Here is a 17,930-nt window from a genome sequence, read left to right as displayed (position 1 = left end):
AGCACGCAGCATGCTTCCCGATATTTCTCGAAACTTTCATTTTCGCACACATACCTCTCAACGCTCCAAAATCACAGCGCCCGCCGCCTTGTCCTCGCGAAAGGAACGCGCCGCCCCCCAAAGCTGGCGGAAGGAAAGCAGTACGGCGGCCGCATCTGCCGCAGGAACGGCGAGCCATGCGCCGTCAAGGCCGAAAAAGTGCGGCAGGAGCAGCAGGAACACCACGATGCCGACGAGATTGCGCACAAAGGACAGGATTGCCGACATCCTGCCGTCCGACAACGCCGTGAAAAAGGTCGAAGAGAAAAGGTTGAAACCGCAGAGCAAAAAGCTCCACGAGAACAGCCCGAAGCCGCCGAGAGCCAGCGCATAGGCACGTCCTCCATCCGGCAGAAACAGCGTCATCAGCGGTACGGCAAATATATTTGCCGCCGCAAAGGACAGAATTCCGAAGAGAAAGATAATGCCAAGCGACAGCCGCAGAAGGCGCAGAAGCTCGGCATATCCTTTCGCGCCGAATTGGTAGGAAAATACAGGTGCGACACCATTGGCGAAACCCATGAGTATTGCCGTCAGGAGCATTTCCGCATAGAGGATGACACTGATCGCCGCGACGCCGTCCGCTCCTGCATAGGAGAATGTCACGAGGTTAAAGAGATACGTCGTAATGCCGACGGAAAGCTGCGTGACCATCTCGGAAGAGCCGTTGTAAAGTGCCTGGAAAAGCGGACGCACGGCGAAGGAAAACCGCTCGAACGCGAGCGTGCGGCTGTAGCGCGAAAAGTAAACGAGACCCAAGACCGCCGCGACGACATCCGAGATGCCCGTCGCAAGGCCCGCACCGAAGATACCCATGCCGAAGTGCGCGAGAAACACATAGTCGAGTCCGACATTGACAAGTCCCGCTGTCAACGATACGAGAAATCCCTGCACGGGGCGGCCATCCGCGATATAAAAAGCGTTGAATATGATCATCAAAACGACAAAGGGCGCGAAGAACATATTCGCCGAGAGATACGCGCGGCAGTCGGCATAAAGCTCGGGTGAAGCGCCGAGAAGCGCCAAAATAGGCTCCATGAAGAGGAACACCGTGCCTGCGAGCAATATGCCGAGCGCTGCGCCGACAACGGCGAGCAGCGTAAAGCGGCTTCTCGCCAATGCCGCATCGCCCTCGCCCAGCGTCTTGGCAACGAGAGCCGAGCCGCCCGAAGAAAGCATGATGGAAAGCCCAAATACGAGATTCAGCGCAGGATAGACGATGTTCGATGCAGCGAGCGCGAGGCTTCCCGCATAGCGCCCGATGAAGATGCCATCCGTCACCGTATAGATAGAAATGACGAGCATCATGCCGACGGCGGGCGCAGCGAAGCGCAAAAGTCCGCCGAGACTGAAATGCTTTGCCAATGTGTTCATGAAATTCTCCTTTTGCAGCTTGACCAGAAGAGCCAATCAGCCTGCACCCTTCGGGCTTGACTTCTTGGACTTTCATTGTAAACTTAACGCACAAACGTCCACTTCGTGGACATGGTGCGCACGCCCTTACATGAAAGAGCCAATCAGCCTGCGCCCTTCGGGCTTGACTTCTTGGACTTTCATTGTAAGCTATATAGTAGGGGTGTTGTCAAGTTTTGGGCGAGAATGAAGCGCCTTAGCCCCCTGACCAAGTTCGCATGAAACAAGACTGCACAAGGAAGCACGGCTTTTCTCCATGCTTCCTCAAAAGGAGACGATTGCCATGTTCAGAGAAATGCGCCGCAAGAATCAACAGATGAGCGATGAAGAAGCCCGCGACATCCTCGCGGCAGCGACTTCGGGCGTGCTCGCGCTCGCGGGCGAAAACGGCTATCCCTACGCCGTGCCCATGAGCTTCGCCTACGACGAGGAAAAGGAACGCCTGCTCTTTCACACGGCACGCGTCGGTCACAAGATGACGGCGATTGAGCGATGCGACAAGGCGTCGTTCTGCATCATTGCCGAGGACAAGGTCGTGCCGCACCGCTTTCTGACGCAATACCGCAGCGTCATCGCCTTCGGCAGGCTGCGCGTCCTCAAGAGTGACGAGGAAAAGCGAGAAGCGGCGGAATTTCTCGGCGAAGCCTACTATCCCGGCCATCCCGAGGCCTGTGATGAGGAGATCAAAAAGCATTGGCCGGCTTTCAACATGGTCGAACTGAAGATCGAGCACCTGACGGGCAAGAAGGGGAAAGACCTCGTATAGCGAAAAGAAGGACAGCCCTGCACCATCCTCGGGATGCTGCAGGGCTGTCCTTCCTCATCATATAAGCGTCGCATCAAAGGGCTTTCGCAGGCGCGGCGGCCACGGGCGACGCCTTGAATTCCTCCATCTTCAGCGACGTATAGCCGCCCGCTATGACTTCCGCGTCATAGCCCGCCTGCTGAAGGAAACGCGCCGCCGTATAAGCGCGCTGCCCGACCTTGCAGAGCACCGCCCAGCGCTGCGAGCGGTCAAGCTCCGAAAAACGCTCGCGCAGCTCGTCGAGCGGAATCTGCGCGTCGGATGCGGCTGGCGCATGGGAAAGCTCGCTCGCCGTGCGCACGTCGAGCACGCGCACGCCCTCTTCCCGCGCCTCCTTGAGGCGATCTGCGGGCAGGAAGCGCACGAGTCCCGCGAGATCGTTTTCCGCCATGTAGCCCGCCATGTTCACGGGATCTTTCGCCGCACCGAATGGCGGCGCGTAGGAAAGCTCCAGACTCGTCAGAAAGTCCGTGTCTGCGCCCATGGCGATCGCCGCCACAAGCACGTCGATCCGCGCCTTCACGCCGCCCGCACCGACGATCTGGGCCCCGAGAATCTTGCCGACAGCCCCCTTCGTGCGATAGAGGAGCTTCATCGTCATCGTCCGGGCGCCCGGATAATAGCCGACATGCGCGAGCGGATGAAGTGTCACGACGCGGTAATCCTCGCCATAGGATAGACCCTCACGCTCAAGGGTGCGCTCGTTCTTGCCGACGGAAGCCGCCGTGAGGCCGAACACCTTGAGGATCGCCGTGCCGACGAATCCGTCATAGACGCGCCGCCTGCCCGCCATGTTGTCGGCGGCGATACGTCCCTGCCGGTTCGCGGGTCCTGCGAGCGGCAGAGCGCCCGCCTTCTTCGTCTGGCGGTCGAGCGTCAGCACGGCATCGCCCACGGCGTAGACCTCGGGCACGCTCGTCTCCATGCGCTCGTTCACGAGGATGTGGCCGCGCTCGCCGAGCGCGATGCCGCTCGCCTGCAAAAAGCCCGTGTCGGGACTCACGCCTATGGCTAGCACGACGAAGTCCGCCGCTACCTCGCGCCCGCTCGCAAGGCGCACGAGGACGCCCTCAGCTTCTTCCTTGAACTCCTTCACGCCATCGCCGAGGACGAGTCCGACGCCGTTCTCGTTCATCTCTTTTTCCGCGATCTTCGCCATGTCCGCATCAAATGGCGCGAGCACATGCGGCGCCGCTTCGACGAGCGTGACGGAAAGCCCGCGCGCTCGAAGATTCTCCGCCATCTCGACGCCGATGAAGCCGCCGCCCACGACGACGGCACGCCCCGTCGCCGCATACTGATCCGCCAGGCGGCGCAGAGCCTCGGCGTCGGGCACACTCCTAAGCGCGAGGACGCGCGGGCTTTCGATGCCCGGAATCGGCGGGCGCAGAGGCTTTGCTCCGGGCGACAGAAGAAGCGCGTCGTACGGCTCTTCATACGTCTCGCCCGCCGCCGTCCGCACCTGGACGCGGCGTTTTTCCGCATCGACCCGCACGACCTCGCTTCCCGTGCGCACGTCAACGGCGAAGCGCTCGCGAAACAGTTCGGGCGTCATGAGCAGCAGGCTCTCGCTCTCCTTGATCTCATCGCCCACATAGTATGGCAGGCCGCAGTTCGCGAAGGAGATGTGCTCGCCACGCTCAAAGAGCACGATCTTCGCATCCTTGTCCAAGCGCCTGAGCCGCGCCGCCGCCGTCGCCCCGCCCGCCACGCCGCCGACGATCACATAGCGCTTTGCCTTTTCCTTTTTCATTTCCATTTCCATACGGATATGCCTCCTTCCGTGCCGCCGCGCTTCGCTCGTCGAAAGAGCGAAATCAGCCCATATCGTGATAATTCTTCTCCTTGCAGAAAAGCCCTTCGAGCAGTTGCTCCACTGCCCGGCTCTTGAGGCGATAGACGACTTCCAGCCCGTTGCGCTCGCCCTCGATGATGCCGACGGCACGCATTTTCGCGAGATGCTGCGAAATCGTCGATTGCGGCGCTTCGAGGCACTGCTGCATGTGCGCCACATTGCAGCCGCCGCTCTGCCAAAGCCCGCGCGCGATGCAGAGGCGCACGGGATGCGAGAGCGCCTTGAGCATCTCAGCCGCACGTGCAAGCTCTTGATCTTCTGCCATAGAATCAACTCCAAAATCGTTATATTTATATATTACGATATAGCGATTTATATGTCAATAAAAACTTCCCCCCTCATCGAGCGATTTCAGCAAATACGAAAAATCCGTCCGTCCGGCAAGCAACGCATTTAATCGAGTTGTCAACATACCGGCTACTCCCAGTCGATATCATCATGCGATACGGTTTTTCCACGCATATATTCCTGCATAGCGATGTGATGCGCCTCCATGTCGTCCTCTGACGCAAAATCCTCCATCTCTTTCGGCAAGAATCGCCTCACGACCTCCAGAAGAATCGGCAATTCGCGGTCCGGAATGAACTCTATCATCTCCACAATCTGAGCTTTTACCGTCATAGCAGGAAACCTCCCTTGTAGACATCGCCTCGCGGCGCAATTTTTTCAATCAAGAGCGTATCCTTTGCAGGATATGAAAATACGATTCGCCAGCCTCCAACGCGCAGCCGATAGAGTTCGTCACTCCCCTTGAGTCGTTTCACATCGCCTTGCGGCAGACCTTCAATTGCCTGTTTGATGCGCTGTTTCGTCGGCCTGTCCATCGTCTCAATGCTCTTTACCGCAAGCCTTGCATATTGTATCTTCATGGATGGATTCCTCTTCTCAGCAAAGCCGCAAACATCAAGTCGCAAGATCCTTTCCGCTAAGGAAATTATAGCAAAAAGAGATGGCGGATGCCATCTCTTTTTGCTGTATTCACCGACCCTTGCCGTGATCCTTCAAGGCGCGCTCGATGTCGCGCTTGGCGGCTTTTGCCGCGAGGTCGCGGCGCTTGTCGTAGTTGTGCTTGCCGCTGGCGAGCGCGAGTTCGAGCTTTGCCCTGCCCTTCGAGAAGTAGAGCTTCAGCGGCACGAGCGTGAAGCCTTTCTCGCGCGTCTTGGAGAAGAGTTTGACGATCTCCGCCTTGTGCATGAGGAGCTTTCGCTTCCTGAGCGGCTCGTGGTTGAAGATGTTGCCCTGCTCGTAGGGGCTGATGTGCATGTTCTCCACGAAGATTTCGCCGTTCTTGATCGAGGCGAAGCTGTCCTTGAGGTTCACTCTTCCCGCACGCAGGGATTTGACCTCCGTTCCCTGCAGCACGAGTCCCGTCTCAAAGGTTTCGTGTATGAAATAGTCGTGACGCGCCTTGCGGTTTTCCGCGACGATCTTCACGCCGTCGTTCTTGCGTCCCATCGCTCCCCCCTGCTTCCTTATGCGGCAATCGCCGCTTCCTGCAGCATCCCTGCATCAATCGCTGTTCGCCGTCGCTCGCTGCGTCTTGTTGTGTGGGCGGCGCTTCTTTTCCGGCTTGGGCGCAGACTTCTTGCCCTTCTTGCGCAAGTCCTTCGGCGGCTTCATCCAGAACGCTTTGGGGCGGCTGCTGCTCGACTCGTCGGCGAGAGCGCCCTGCCTTTCCGCCTGGAATCTTTCCGGCCGCTTCGCGCCGCGCCCTTTGTCGTGCGGCTTCGCACCCTTATGTCCCTTGCCGTGCGGCTTGCGTTCGCCCGTTTCCACAGGGGCGGATGTCTTCTCCGGACGCTTGTCGCCCTTCACATCGGCGATGATCTCATCCGTACGCTTTTCTTTCGCCGCCTTCCGACCTCTGCCCTTTTTCGAGCGTGCGTCCTTCTTCGCGCCCTTTTCTTTCAAAGATTCGCCGCGCTTTACGCCGCCTTCCTCGGGCTTCTTCTTCGCAGCGACAAAAACGCCGTTGTCCTCCAAGATGAAGTCGAGGTTGCGCTCGGCGATATTGGCACGCACGAGCACGACGCGCACAGGCTCGCCGAGGCGGTAGGAGACGTGCGTCGCGCCGCCGACGAGCGCGTAGAGGTCTTCGCGGTACTCGTAGTAGTCGTTGACCATGCTCGATACATGCACGAGTCCTTCGACGCCGTTTTCCAGCTCGCAGAAGATGCCGAACGCCGTGACGCCGCTGATGACGGCGTCGAAAGCGTCGCCGACAAACTGCGCCATGTACTCGATCTTCTTCATGTCCTGCGTCTCGCGCTCCGCCTCGATGGCGATGCGCTCACGCGCCGAGGTGTGCTCGGCGATCTCGGGCAAGAGGCTCCTCAAGCGTTCCTGCCGCTCGGCCGCGATCGTGCCCGTCGCAAACGTTTCGCGCAGCAGGCGATGCACGATGAGGTCGGGATAGCGGCGGATCGGCGACGTGAAGTGCGTGTAGTGACGCGCAGCGAGTCCGTAGTGGCCGAGCGGGGCGTCGGCATAACGCGCCTGCTGCATCGAGCGCAGGGAAACAGCGCTGACGATGCGCTCTTCGGGCCTTCCCTTGACCTTTTCCAAGACCTGCTGCACGTCCTTCGGCGCTACCTCGCCCGCCTCGTTCGGCACGAGGTGCAGCGAGAACGTCGCCAGAAGGTTGTTCAGGCGCTCGATCTTCTCGTCCGACGGCTGCTCGTGCACGCGGTAGAGGAACGGCTGCTCCTTCTTCTCCATGTGCTCCGCGACGGTCTCGTTCGCCGCGAGCATGCACTGCTCGATCATCGACTCCGCCAAGGACCCCGTGCGCTTGATGAGCGCGACGGGCTTGCCGCTCTCGTCGAGCTTCACCTTGATTTCGGGCACGTCGAAGCCGATGGAACCGCGCTCATGCCGCGCCTTTTCCATCGCGTCATGCACCTCGCGAAGAGGCGTGAGAAGCGGCAGGAGGTCGGCATTCTCCGTGCGCACCGCATCCGCTCCCTCGGCGAAAATCTCGTTGACGAGCGTATAGGTCAGGCGGCGATAGACGTGAATGACGACGGGCAGGATCTCGTAGCTCTTGACGAGTCCGTCCGCGCCGATCTCCATCTCGCACGCCATCGCCAGGCGGTCTTCGCCCGCGTTCAGGCTGCATATACCGTTCGACAGCTTCTTCGGCAGCATGGGAATCACGCGGTCGACGAGGTAGACGCTCGTGCCGCGTGCACGCGCCTCGCGGTCGAGCGGCGAATTCTCGCGCACGTACCAGCTGACATCAGCGATGTAGACGCCGAGGAAAAAGCTGCCGTCCGCACGCCGCTCGGCGTAGACGCCGTCGTCTAAGTCCTTCGCGTCCTCGCCATCGATCGTCACGATGCGAAAACCGCGGCGGTCACGCCTGCCGCTGAATTCTTCGGGTGAGACGACGTCCTCGATCGCTGCCGCCTCTGCCGCCACATCGGCGGGAAACTCCTCCGAAAGCCCGTATTGGCTCATGACGGAGAGCACGTCGACACCGGGCTCACCCGCGCGGCCGAGGATTTCCTCCACTTCGCCCTCGGCGTTCCTCCTGCCCGCCGGCCACTTCGTGATGCGCACGACGACCTTCATGCCCGCCTTTGCGCCATGCACGGCGCCCTTAGGGATAAAGATGTCTTGCCCGATCTTCTTGTCATCGGGCGTCACGAAGCCGAAGTGACGGCTCTCCTCGAACGTGCCGACAATCTGCTCGTTGGCTCGCTCGACAATGCGGATGATCTCGCCTTCGCGCGAGCGTCCGGCAATCTCCGACGGCGAAATCCTCGCGACGACGCGGTCGCCGTTCATCGCGCCGCCAAGACTCACGCCCGGCACGAAGATGTCGCTGTCCGTCTCCTTCTCGCGCACCTCGGGGATGATGAAGCCGAACCCCTTCGCCGACATAGAGAGCCTGCCGACGACGAGGTTCATGCGCTCGGGCACGCCGAAGCGCTCGTGGCGCGTCTTGATGACGGCCGCGGTCTTCTCCAGCTCTTCCAAAGCCGTCCAGAAGAGCGCGAGTTCTTCTTGCGCGAGGTTCATGGCGGCGGCGAGATCGTCCGCCGTCAGCGGCTTGTACGCCGCCGTGCGCATGTAGTTTACGATGCGCTCCTGCAATTCATTTTGTTCCATTCATTTCTCCTACCAGCGCCATCTTCGCCGTCGCTTCCGCAAGCACAGTGCCGTCAGCGAGCGAAAGTTTGGCGCGCATGTTCACGAACCCCTTGCGGCGGCTCTCCTCCCATCCCTCGATCAAAAGCTCCTCGCCGATGGGCGCAGGATTTCGATAGCGCACGGCCAGACGCGCCGTCACAGCCCGCTCGCCGAGTCTGTCGTAGAGATAGCCGCCCATCGCCTCATCGAGCAGCGTCGTGACGATGCCGCCGTGCACGATGCCGCTGTATCCCTGGTACTCGGGCGCAAGCGCCTTGCGCGCCCGGAATTTCCCGTCCGCCAGCTGAAACTCCAAATGAAGCCCGATGGGATTCTTCGGTCCGCAGGCAAAGCAGTAGTCCTCACCCTGCCCGATCTTTTCGTATGGCATAAATCGTTTCCTTCCCCATTCTCTCAAACGCTCCCCATCTCGCGCAAAAACGATGCCGTACGCCGGAAGACCGCCCGTCGCTCAGCGTCGAGCATCACGAGATGACCCGAGCGCACGAGCCAAAGAACTTCCTTATGCGCCGCCCCCACATGGTCATAGATATAGCGGAGGCTTCTCCTGTGCGCCGTGCGGTCGTGCAGCGAGTGCACGAGGAGGAGCGGCGCATATACCTTTGGCAGCAGCGCCTTGACATGCTCGATGAAGCCGACGAGTTCGTGGATGGCGACGAGCGGCATCCTGTCATACGTTACATTGCAGAACTCGGGCACGTCGCGCAGAGCCTTGCGCAGTTTCGGATGAAACCTGCCGATGCACGCGCTGCGCGGCGGCAGGTGCTTCATGCCGCGCCCCTCGTCAATGAAGATCGGTGCTGCGAGCGTCACGACACCCGTGACGCTCTTTTGCGCCGCGAGACGAAGAGCGAGGAGCGCCCCCATCGAATGACCGACGACAGAAATGCGCGGCACGAGCCCTGAAAGGATCGCATAGCCATCGAGAGCCGAATCGTACCAGTCCTCAGCGTCCATATGTGCCAAATCCTCGGGACTCGTGCCGTGCCCGGCGAGGCGCGGGCAAAGCACCGTATGACCTGCACGATGAAGGGCTTCGGCGAGAAGCCGCATCTCGGGCGGCATGCCCGTGAAGCCATGCAGGAGCAGCACGCCGTGCGGGCCGCCCGGCAAAAGGAAAGGCTCCGCTCCCTCGATGATCATCGCCGCACCCCTCCCTCGACGGCTGTAGCCAGAAAAGCCCCACAGGCCGCGCCCCTCCAATAGAAAGAAACGCCCGGCCTTTTGCCGAGCGTCCGCCGCAAACAGCTGCCAAGAAAGCGCAGAACCCCTCTGCGCTCTATGGCCGCCCTACATCGTCATCTTGGCAATCACGAGCGTAATCGCACCGAAAAGCACCGCCAGAACGACTGTCACACGCGCCAAGAGCGCATCCATGCCGCGCGCCTTCGCGCTGAACACGGTATCGCCGCCGCCCCCGTCGAAGCCGCCCATGCCCGCAGACTTAGGCTCCTGCCCCAAGACGGCAACAATCAGGAGTATGGCGACAAGCGCATCAAGCACCATCAATAACGTAAGCAAAAGTGAACCTCCTCCAGTTCAGAGAGTCTCTCCTCTCCTCCTTATTATACTATTCTATCATGAAAGCCCGAGAAGTCAAGAAAAAGGCGCGGCCATCAGACGCCGCGCTTTTTCTTATGAATCCCCAACAGGTCAAGCCGAAAGTGCAGACCGATTGGCTTTCTCATGCAAACTACATGCGATGATTCAAGTTTTTCCGCTCCATATTCGCAATCCCTGTTAAAATCTCAATATTTTTCCTTCTCCAATCATCGCATTCATCAAAAAAGCACACATCCTTTCGCTTCTTAAAAATACGGAATGCCTGCGCCTCCGAATTGTCGTAAATATGGCAAATGTCACTCACCGCTACGACCGCAGGAACAAGAGCCATAGCACGATCATAGCGCGTATAGATTTTCTCTTCTGGAACATCGTGCCCTCCTGAAGCTACGCGCATCTTCACACGGTATACATTGATTCGTGGATCTGCAGTCAAAACATAATAGCAACGAATAAAATAGCCCGCATCCCTTGCCCGCTCAAGCAAATACAGATTGCGTGATGTGGAGAGCACTGTTTCGAAGCAAAAATCGCGCAGCTTGCTTAGACATTCTTCGCGCTGATGTTCTGCGATCTGCGCAGCCTTGATGTCGCTGCATTTAAGATTCTTCTTGATTTCATCGGCATTGATATAGTCCATAATGGGACGCAGAACCTCTGTAAACGTACTCTTGCCCGATCCATTAGGGCCGGCGAAAAGGACAATTTCAGGTTTCTTCCGCGTGCTGCTCACCATAACGCCCCTTCCGCGCACGCTCCGCCACGGGGACGCGCGTGCCATCACTTCTCAGTTCATAGATTTTCTGCGTCTTGCGATCATAGACGATGCTTGGCACCCCCATAGCCTTGTTCTTCTCAAGCGCAATACGCACCGCCGCATCAACACGTCGCACGACCATTTCATCCGTGATTGCATCTGTTGCCATCATGCCGCCTCCTTCAAAAATCTTCCCCTAACTGCCACTATATCACATTTCCCTTTCCGTTTTCAACGAAAAGGGACTGTTGCACAGCAATGCATGTGCGACAGCCCCTCCCATCAATATTTTCTTTCCTGTATCGCCATCGGGGCGATTTCTGCCGGATAGACGCTGTCCTTGACGAAGACCGTGCGCTCGACCTTCTCGCCGGCTAAAACCTTCTTCGCCATCTCCATCAAGAGCGGCCCCTGCAGCGGGTTGCCTTCGACGGTGCAGTTGCTCTTGCCGTCGATCATCGCCTGGAAGATCGCACGCGTGCCGTCGCACGAAACGATCACGATGTCCTGTCCGGGCTTCAATCCCGCCGCCTCGATCGCCTCGATCGCACCGAGCGCCATATCGTCGTTCTGCGCGAAGAGAATGTCGATCTTGTCCTTGTAGTTCTTAAGCATCTCCGTCATGACCTGCTTGCCGCCGTCCTTCTGGAACGTCGAGTTCTGTGCGACGAGAATCTCATAGGCGTCCTTGTTCGGCGATGCCGTCATCTCATCGCGAAAGCCCGTGTCGCGTCGCTCGACAACGGACGAACCTGCAGGGCCTTTGATCTCGGCGATGTTGAACTTCGCACCGCCGTCGCGCGGCTTCTTCCCTTTGGCCAACATATAGCCGTCGAGCCAGCGGAACGCCTCGCGCCCTTCGCGCACGGAATCCGTGCCGATGCGCATGACGTAGAGGCTATCGTCGTTCGTCTGAAGGTCGCGATCGACGATGATCACGGGAATCTTCGCCGCCTTCGCTTCCTTCAGCACCTCATCCCAACCCGTCGCCACGATGGGCGAGAAGGCGATGATGTCGACCTTCTGCGCGATGAACGAGCGGATCGCCCGAATCTGATTCTCCTGCTTGAGTTCCGCGTTGGAGAACTGCAGCTCGATGCCCGCGTCCTCCGCTGCCTGCTTGATCGACGCCGTATGCGCGGCGCGCCATGTGGACTGGGCGCCGATCTGCGAGTAGCCCATCGTGATCTTGCGGTTTCCGGAACCCGGTTCTGCGCTGCCGACCTTGCTCGCGTCCTGCCCATTCGTCGTACACCCCGCAGCTGCAATCGCCACGAATGCAGCAAGCAGCAAGGCAAAGATTTTCCTCATATCGCTCTCTCCTTTTCGCACTCCTTGATACAAGCATAAACATCCACTATCCAAGGCATAACTTAATACTATCTTAAATCTAGCATCGAACACCGTTTTTGTCAATCCATACAATGATAATTTCAGTTGACTTATAGACCTTTAGGCCTTAAAATTCAGCTATGAGCAATGTTTTTTTCAGAGATAAAGGATGTGTTCCATGCTACTGCACGAAATCTTGCAAAACGGGCGCGGCGAAGACATCGCCGTCATCGACCGCGGTCGCCGCATCACTTACGACGAACTGCGCGAAGCCCTGAGAGCCTCGCGTGACCGCTTCTACGCCGCCGGAATCCGTGCGCACGACCACGTCGCGCTCTTTTCCCATAACCGCGTCGAACTCCTCATCGCCTACCTCGCTGTGAACTCGCTCGGCGCTGTCGCCGTCCCGCTCAACTACCAGCTCAGCGTGCGCGAAGTCGCCTACATCATCAAGGACGCGGGCGTGCGTCACCTCGTGACGGAAAAGGAGCTTCCCCTCGAATCCCACCTCGGACAGCAGGGATACGGCGGTGAGCTTCATCAGCTGCCCCTCCTCGACGTCATGAAGCCCGCAAGCGCCATGCCCGCGCCGAAGCTTTCGAACATCTTCTCAGAGGAAAATCCCTGCGTCATCATCTACACCTCGGGCACGACAGGCGCCCCCAAGGGCGCCGTACTCAGTCATCGAAACCAGTGCACGAACGCGCATCAGGTCATGGAGCATCACTCCATCACGCCGAACGACAAGGTTCTCTGCGTGCTGCCGATGTACCACTGCTTTGCCTGGACGTGCTCCGTCCTTGCGACGCTCACAGCCGGCGGCACGATCGTCATCGTCAACGGCTTCATGCCCAAGGAGACGATCCGCGCCATCCGCGACGAGAAGGTCACTATCATGTACGCCGTGCCTTCCGTCTGCGCCATCCTCACGCGTCAGGCAGATGCGGAAGACCTCAAGAGCCTTCGCCTGACGGGCATCGGCGGCACGGCGCTGCCGCAGGAAATCGCTGCCGCCTACCGCGAAAAGTTCGGCCTCACGATCTACGAGGTCTATGGACTCTCCGAGGCCTCTCCCGTCGTCACGATGGACTCGCCGCGTCACTACCGCCCCGGCTCTATCGGCGTGCCCATGAAGGGGCTTGAGGTCATCATCGCCAACACCGACGGCACGGAACTCGCACGAGGCATGGCGGGCGAGCTGCTCGTCAAAGGGCCAACCGTCATGAAGGGCTACTGGCATCAGGACGAGGCGACGGCTCGTGCACTCAAGGACGGCTGGCTGCATACGGGCGACATCGCGCGCATGGACGAGGACGGCTTCGTCTACATCGTCGACCGCATCAAGGACATGATCATCAGCATGGGCGAGAACGTCTACCCGCGCGAGATCGAAGAGCTCGTCTACTCCTTCCCCGGCATCGAGGACGCCGCCGTCATCGCCATTCCCGATCCTCTGCGCGGGCAGGCGGGCGCCTGCTACTACACGGTCAAGAAGAACGAAGAGGTCGACATGCGCACCTTGAAGAAGTTCTTGCAGAAGAATCTCGCCGTCTACAAGGTGCCGCGCGAGTTCTGCCAGATTCCTGAAATGCCGCGCACCTCGACCGGAAAGATTGCCAAGCGCGAGATCGCACGCCTCTATCGCGAGGATAAGTGAGGCCCACACAAAAAGAAAATGCCGCGCAGGGCGGCAAGCGAGGAAGGGGCGGGGCTTTCCCGTCCCTTCTTTCTATTTACGGTTCTGCACAAACAAAAAAAGGCGCCGCAGAACGCGGCGCAAATGAAGGGATGAGGTCTTGGACGGGACGTCCTCCCCACGGGTACCAAGAGCGGCTTGATCCGCGCCGTGTGCATCGTGCTTCTCCTGTAAGGGAGACGCGGGCTGCTGAAAGCCATCGATTTGTACGAATGTACTGCACGCTGTGCGAGGTCAGTTCCAATCCTCGGCTCCACCCGATTGTTGTCCCCTATGGCGGAGGACATCCCTTGGGCTTCCGTCGTATCCCGCTTTTCCGGAAGTCCGACGGAGCTTCTGTTCTTGTTTTTAATTATACTCTAGGACAATGGTTTAGTCAAGGGATAAAGCCAACGATTTCTAATTTTTTTCAATCCGACGACCCTCGAACTGGGAAACCCTGTTCCCTCTGTATTTTAATGGAATATCTGCTAGAAAGAAGTGTACTTATGAAAACGACAAAACTCCGTCGCATAAGCCTGACTATTTTTCTAGGCATAATGTCGGCTATGGCGCCGCTGGCGACCGACATGTACCTGCCTGCTCTGCCCGAGCTTTCAGCAGAATTTTCCGCCTCGACCTCGGCGACGCAGCTGACTTTGACGATGACGCTGCTCGGCATGGCCATCGGGCAGATCTTCCTCGGGGCTTTGAGCGATATGTACGGGCGCAAACGGCCGCTCTTTGCGGGCATGGTCGCCTTCGCTCTCGTCTCGGCGGGCTGCTTCTACGCAAGCTCTATCGAACCTTTTCTCGCACTGCGCTTTCTGCAGGGATTTGCGGGCGCGAGCGGCATCGTCATCGCGCGTGCCATCGCGCGTGACGTAGCCGAGGGCGTCGAGCTCACGCGCTTCTTGTCCATCCTCATGCTCGTGAACGGACTCGCGCCGATCCTCGCTCCCGTCGCCGGCGGACAGCTCCTCGTCTTCTCCTCGTGGCGCATCGTCTTCGCCGTGCTCGCCGCCATCGGCGTCCTCCTCGCCGTCTGGACGCTCAAAACGCGTGAGACGCTGGCCGAAGGGAAGCGCCAAAAGAGCATGACGGCGAGTTTCCATGCCTTTCCCACGCTCCTTCGCGACCGCTACTTTCTCGGCCACTGCCTCGTGCAGTGTTTCGTCTTCGGCGCGTTCTTCTCCTACATCGCCGGCTCTTCCTTCGTCTTTCAGAACATCTACGGCGTCTCGGCGCAAGGCTACAGCCTGATCTTCGGCGGCATCGGCACGGGACTCTTCCTCGCGGGACTCCTGCCCGCACGCCTCGCCGGACGCGTCAAGGACATCTCCATGCTCAAGGCCTCGCTCCTCGTACCGCTCGTCGGCAGTGCGCTCCTCCTTGCCTCCCTCCTTGCGGGATTCGCCCCGCTCGCGCTCACCATCGTCCTGCTCTTCATCACCGTCGTGCCGCTCTCCGTCATGGGAACGGCGAGCTTCTCGCTCGCGCTCTCACGCCAGGGCAGGAACGCGGGTGCAGCGTCGGCTCTCATCGGCTTCTTCTCCATGGTGCTCGGCGGCGTCATGATGCCCCTCGTCGGCATCGCAGGAGACCATACGGCGATTCCCATGGCAGTTCTCATGCTCACCGGCTACGCGCTCGGCGCAATCGTCTTCTACAGCAACGTCAAAAACGGCTGAGGGCGCCTTCGTGCTTCCTTCAAATTTCCGCTGGGTGTACCTCTTCGTCGTCGAGCGTTCCTTCGAGATCGTGATCCGTCATGGCACAGACGGCGGCATCAGACCAGACGTTCTCCGCCGTCTCGATCATGTCGATGATCGTGTAGATGGGGAGAATCACGCCCATAAGCCCCAAGGGCGCACCGAGCGAGGACATCAAGGAGAGCGTCAGGAAGTAGCAGCCCATGGGCACGCCCGCATTACCGACGGCGGCGAGGACGGCGACGAAGAGCCACGTGACCATCGTGCCGAGCGTAATCTCAAAGCCCGCATTCTGCATGACGAAGAGCGAGGTCACGAGGATGAAGGCCGCGCAGCCGTTCATGTTGATCGTCGTGCAGATCGGCAGGACGAAGCGCGAGACAGTCGGATTCACCTTGAGATTCTTCTCCGCCGAAGCCAACGTCACGGGCAAAGTGCCCGCCGAGCTCTTCGTAAAGAGCGCCACAGTGACGGCCGGCGCCATCTTGCGGAAGACATGGAGCGGATTGAGGCCGCGCACGAGGAGGAAGAGCGGCAGGATGATGAAAAACTGGATGAGATTGCCGCCGAGGACGACAGCCGTATACTTGCCGAGCGCACCGACGATGACACCAGCTTCGATCTGTGCCGATAGCTGCGCGGCAAATGCTAGGATGCCGACGGGCAGAACGTAGAGCAGTGCACGGATCAGTGTGAAGAGAAGCTCCTGTGCGCCATGGAGCGCCTTCAACAGCACGGCACGATTTTCCGTCTTTGGCATGAAGGCGAGCGCCAGCCCGACAGATGCCGCAATCAACATGACGGAGAGCACATTGCCCGAGAGGAACGGCTGCAGCAAATTGTTCGGAATGACCGAAAGGATGTGGTCATAGTAGGAAAGCGTCCCAAGCTTCTGCGGCACATCGGCCGTACCTGCTCCGATGATCTCAGCGGGCAAGTTGCCCGGCGCTATCCACACATAGAGTGCAAGTCCGACAGTCGCCGCCGAAATGGTCGTCAACAGTGTATAAGTGACAGCATGGGCAAAGATGCGTCCCGTATCCTTCTTCGCGCCAAGCGCCGCAAGCGTCGTGATGACAGCGAGAGCGATGGTCGGCACGGCGATGAACTGAAAGAGGCGCGTGAATACCGTTGCGACAAAATCAAACAATTCGTTCAAAGGCCCGACGTTCAGCCAGCCAAGGCCGGCGCCGACAATGAGCGCGAGAAACCACAGGACAAACTGCTTGCCCTGTCCGTTTTGGCGGCTCTTTGCGATCGCCGCCTGCGCCGTCTCCTCGACGGCTGCATGATTCTTTTCTTCCGACATGATACCCCTTCTTTCTGCATGGCAGGAAGCCTCCCGCCACGTCGACAAACCAATCACCGCTTCCTCAGAAGTAGGCGGTTGATAATTCATATAAAATCAGTATGGTTTATATTATACGAATCTCCGCCTGCACTGTCAAGGGGCACGACAAGAAATCTTACAAAATCCTCGAAAGCGCAGAAAAGACGAGCTGTCATACGAAGCTTTTTCCGCTCCGTATGACAGCCCGTCTTTTCAAATGTATATTCTCGTACACTGCGTCTCATACCCCGTCCATACATACAGTGACAAATCCCTCCGTCCTCACCTCACATAATGCACTCGCTCTGCTTCAAACCTGTCTGCGTGCAGCTTTCTCTCATTCGGATAGCCGATGGCAAAGAGGGAGAATGCCTTGAGATTCGCGGGCATTTCGAGGATTTCTTCCACCTTTTTCATGTTCTCCTCGTAGGGAGCAATGCCGAACCAGACGCCGCCGAGGCCGAGATACGTCGCTTCGAGCCAGATGTTCTGCTGCGCCGCCGCCATGTCGATGTGCGAGAAGCGAGGCACGGTCAAGCCTTCCGTACGGTAGACGAGCGCTAAGAGGAGCGGCGCTCCTGCCGCGCAGCCCGTATAGGGCGTGACCTTGGCGAGCGCGGCGATCTTTTCGCGGTTCTCGACGACGAAGAACTCCCACGGCCGCTGATTGCAGGCGGACGGCGCCTGCATCCCGGCACGCAGGATGCGCTCGACCTTCTCCGGCTCGACCGGCCTCTCCTGATATTTCCTTATGCTGCGGCGCTGAAACACGACGTCATTCTCCATCGAAAAGCACTCCTTCCAACCGTTTCTCGATCTCCTCCTGCGCGAGCATGTCGACGAGCGTCAGCACACCTGTCCGCCCTCGCCAAACCACTTCTTCATACCGTTCAATTCGCATCGCAACGCTGGCATGTCGTCAGAGACAATCTCCCAAATAAGCCGCAAATTCACGCCCTCGTAGTCATGAACGATGCGATTCCTGATCTTATCGCGCATAAATCTCGATCCCCGTCTGCTTAATTTCCTCGACAATCCGAGACTTAGGCTCGATATGAGCGACATCGAACACATCCATATCCTTATCATCCAAAGCTTCGCGCAACTCCTCCACGAAGCCCATGAATTTCAGTCCGCGCAAATCGCTGTCCACCAATAAATCCACATCGCTTTTTTGCGTTGCCGTCCCCTTGCCGAAAGAACCAAAAAGAATCGCCTGACGAATCCGATGGCTAGTAAAAATTGGCTGCAATCGCCGTTTTATTTCGTCGAACGTAAAAATCCCCTTCGGCAT

21 protein-coding genes are annotated in these 17,930 nt (G+C 58.8%); 3 read left to right on the top strand and 18 right to left on the bottom strand.

Annotation, left to right across the window (positions count from 1 at the left end):
• Positions 1-57 precede the first annotated feature (57 nt).
• Positions 58-1,413, bottom strand: coding sequence for an MATE family efflux transporter (locus OL236_RS00195; protein ID WP_265070889.1), 1,356 nt, complete (start codon positions 1,411-1,413; stop codon positions 58-60).
• A 322-nt stretch (positions 1,414-1,735) separates the two neighbouring features.
• On the opposite strand from OL236_RS00195, the gene OL236_RS00190 reads away from it, so the two are divergent.
• Positions 1,736-2,218, top strand: a complete 483-nt coding sequence (locus OL236_RS00190) for a pyridoxamine 5'-phosphate oxidase family protein (protein ID WP_265070888.1) — start codon at positions 1,736-1,738, stop codon at positions 2,216-2,218.
• Positions 2,219-2,291: 73 nt separating this feature from the next.
• Here OL236_RS00190 and OL236_RS00185 read toward each other — a convergent pair whose 3' ends face one another.
• The 12 genes from OL236_RS00185 to OL236_RS00130 form a co-directional block, all read right to left on the bottom strand.
• Positions 2,292-4,022 (bottom strand): FAD-dependent oxidoreductase, encoded by a 1,731-nt coding sequence (locus OL236_RS00185; RefSeq protein WP_265070887.1) that lies wholly within the window; start codon positions 4,020-4,022, stop codon positions 2,292-2,294.
• Between the two features lie 52 nt (positions 4,023-4,074).
• Positions 4,075-4,377 carry an ArsR/SmtB family transcription factor gene (locus tag OL236_RS00180; RefSeq protein ID WP_265070886.1) on the bottom strand — a complete coding sequence of 101 codons (303 nt, stop codon included), beginning with the start codon at positions 4,375-4,377 and terminating at the stop codon, positions 4,075-4,077.
• Positions 4,378-4,529: 152 nt separating this feature from the next.
• A complete protein-coding gene (locus OL236_RS00175) occupies positions 4,530-4,733 on the bottom strand; it encodes a phosphoribosylaminoimidazolesuccinocarboxamide synthase (RefSeq protein WP_265070885.1) in 204 nt (67 codons plus the stop codon).
• The gene (locus OL236_RS00170) at positions 4,730-4,981 is read right to left on the bottom strand and encodes a type II toxin-antitoxin system RelE family toxin (protein WP_265070884.1); all 252 of its coding nucleotides are present in this window, start codon (positions 4,979-4,981) and stop codon (positions 4,730-4,732) included. Before OL236_RS00170 ends, OL236_RS00175 begins: the two co-directional genes overlap by 4 nt.
• A 109-nt stretch (positions 4,982-5,090) precedes the next feature.
• A complete protein-coding gene (gene smpB / locus OL236_RS00165) occupies positions 5,091-5,567 on the bottom strand; it encodes an SsrA-binding protein SmpB (protein ID WP_006193795.1) in 477 nt (158 codons plus the stop codon).
• Positions 5,568-5,621: 54 nt separating this feature from the next.
• Positions 5,622-8,225, bottom strand: coding sequence for a ribonuclease R (rnr, locus tag OL236_RS00160; protein ID WP_265070883.1), 2,604 nt, complete (start codon positions 8,223-8,225; stop codon positions 5,622-5,624).
• Positions 8,212-8,637 carry a PaaI family thioesterase gene (locus OL236_RS00155; protein WP_265070882.1) on the bottom strand — a complete coding sequence of 142 codons (426 nt, stop codon included), beginning with the start codon at positions 8,635-8,637 and terminating at the stop codon, positions 8,212-8,214. The genes rnr and OL236_RS00155 overlap by 14 nt, the downstream gene beginning before the upstream one ends.
• A gap of 23 nt (positions 8,638-8,660) precedes the next feature.
• Positions 8,661-9,410, bottom strand: coding sequence for an alpha/beta hydrolase (locus tag OL236_RS00150; protein WP_265070881.1), 750 nt, complete (start codon positions 9,408-9,410; stop codon positions 8,661-8,663).
• A 147-nt stretch (positions 9,411-9,557) separates the two neighbouring features.
• The gene (gene secG, locus OL236_RS00145; protein ID WP_006193800.1) at positions 9,558-9,773 is read right to left on the bottom strand and encodes a preprotein translocase subunit SecG; all 216 of its coding nucleotides are present in this window, start codon (positions 9,771-9,773) and stop codon (positions 9,558-9,560) included.
• Between the two features lie 187 nt (positions 9,774-9,960).
• Positions 9,961-10,566 (bottom strand): zeta toxin family protein, encoded by a 606-nt coding sequence (locus OL236_RS00140; RefSeq protein ID WP_009646960.1) that lies wholly within the window; start codon positions 10,564-10,566, stop codon positions 9,961-9,963.
• Positions 10,538-10,759: a hypothetical protein gene (locus OL236_RS00135; protein ID WP_009646993.1), complete on the bottom strand. Its 222-nt coding sequence runs from the start codon at positions 10,757-10,759 to the stop codon at positions 10,538-10,540. Before OL236_RS00135 ends, OL236_RS00140 begins: the two co-directional genes overlap by 29 nt.
• 110 nt (positions 10,760-10,869) lie before the next feature.
• Entirely contained in the window at positions 10,870-11,898 is a 1,029-nt protein-coding gene (locus OL236_RS00130; protein ID WP_009646958.1) for an ABC transporter substrate-binding protein, read from the bottom strand.
• A 199-nt stretch (positions 11,899-12,097) separates the two neighbouring features.
• On the opposite strand from OL236_RS00130, the gene OL236_RS00125 reads away from it, so the two are divergent.
• Together OL236_RS00125 and OL236_RS00120 are read left to right on the top strand one after the other, a co-directional pair.
• Positions 12,098-13,576: a class I adenylate-forming enzyme family protein gene (locus tag OL236_RS00125; RefSeq protein ID WP_265070880.1), complete on the top strand. Its 1,479-nt coding sequence runs from the start codon at positions 12,098-12,100 to the stop codon at positions 13,574-13,576.
• Between the two features lie 527 nt (positions 13,577-14,103).
• The gene (locus tag OL236_RS00120; protein WP_265070879.1) at positions 14,104-15,285 is read left to right on the top strand and encodes a multidrug effflux MFS transporter; all 1,182 of its coding nucleotides are present in this window, start codon (positions 14,104-14,106) and stop codon (positions 15,283-15,285) included.
• A 19-nt stretch (positions 15,286-15,304) separates the two neighbouring features.
• On the opposite strand, the gene OL236_RS00115 is transcribed toward OL236_RS00120, so the two are convergent.
• From OL236_RS00115 to OL236_RS00095, 5 genes are all read right to left on the bottom strand, one after another.
• Positions 15,305-16,615 (bottom strand): dicarboxylate/amino acid:cation symporter, encoded by a 1,311-nt coding sequence (locus OL236_RS00115; protein ID WP_265070878.1) that lies wholly within the window; start codon positions 16,613-16,615, stop codon positions 15,305-15,307.
• A gap of 303 nt (positions 16,616-16,918) precedes the next feature.
• Positions 16,919-17,422 (bottom strand): nitroreductase family protein, encoded by a 504-nt coding sequence (locus tag OL236_RS00110; RefSeq protein ID WP_265070877.1) that lies wholly within the window; start codon positions 17,420-17,422, stop codon positions 16,919-16,921.
• The gene (locus OL236_RS00105) at positions 17,412-17,537 is read right to left on the bottom strand and encodes a hypothetical protein (RefSeq protein WP_265071833.1); all 126 of its coding nucleotides are present in this window, start codon (positions 17,535-17,537) and stop codon (positions 17,412-17,414) included. The genes OL236_RS00110 and OL236_RS00105 overlap by 11 nt, the downstream gene beginning before the upstream one ends.
• Positions 17,483-17,635 (bottom strand): HepT-like ribonuclease domain-containing protein, encoded by a 153-nt coding sequence (locus OL236_RS00100; RefSeq protein ID WP_265070876.1) that lies wholly within the window; start codon positions 17,633-17,635, stop codon positions 17,483-17,485. The genes OL236_RS00105 and OL236_RS00100 overlap by 55 nt, the downstream gene beginning before the upstream one ends.
• The gene (locus OL236_RS00095) at positions 17,625-17,930 is read right to left on the bottom strand and encodes a nucleotidyltransferase family protein (RefSeq protein WP_265070875.1); all 306 of its coding nucleotides are present in this window, start codon (positions 17,928-17,930) and stop codon (positions 17,625-17,627) included. Before OL236_RS00095 ends, OL236_RS00100 begins: the two co-directional genes overlap by 11 nt.

Source organism: Selenomonas sputigena (assembly GCF_026015965.1).
GTDB lineage: Bacteria > Bacillota > Negativicutes > Selenomonadales > Selenomonadaceae > Selenomonas.
The sequence above is the reverse complement of the archived record's forward strand: the minus strand, read 5'-3'. Positions and strand labels throughout refer to the sequence as shown.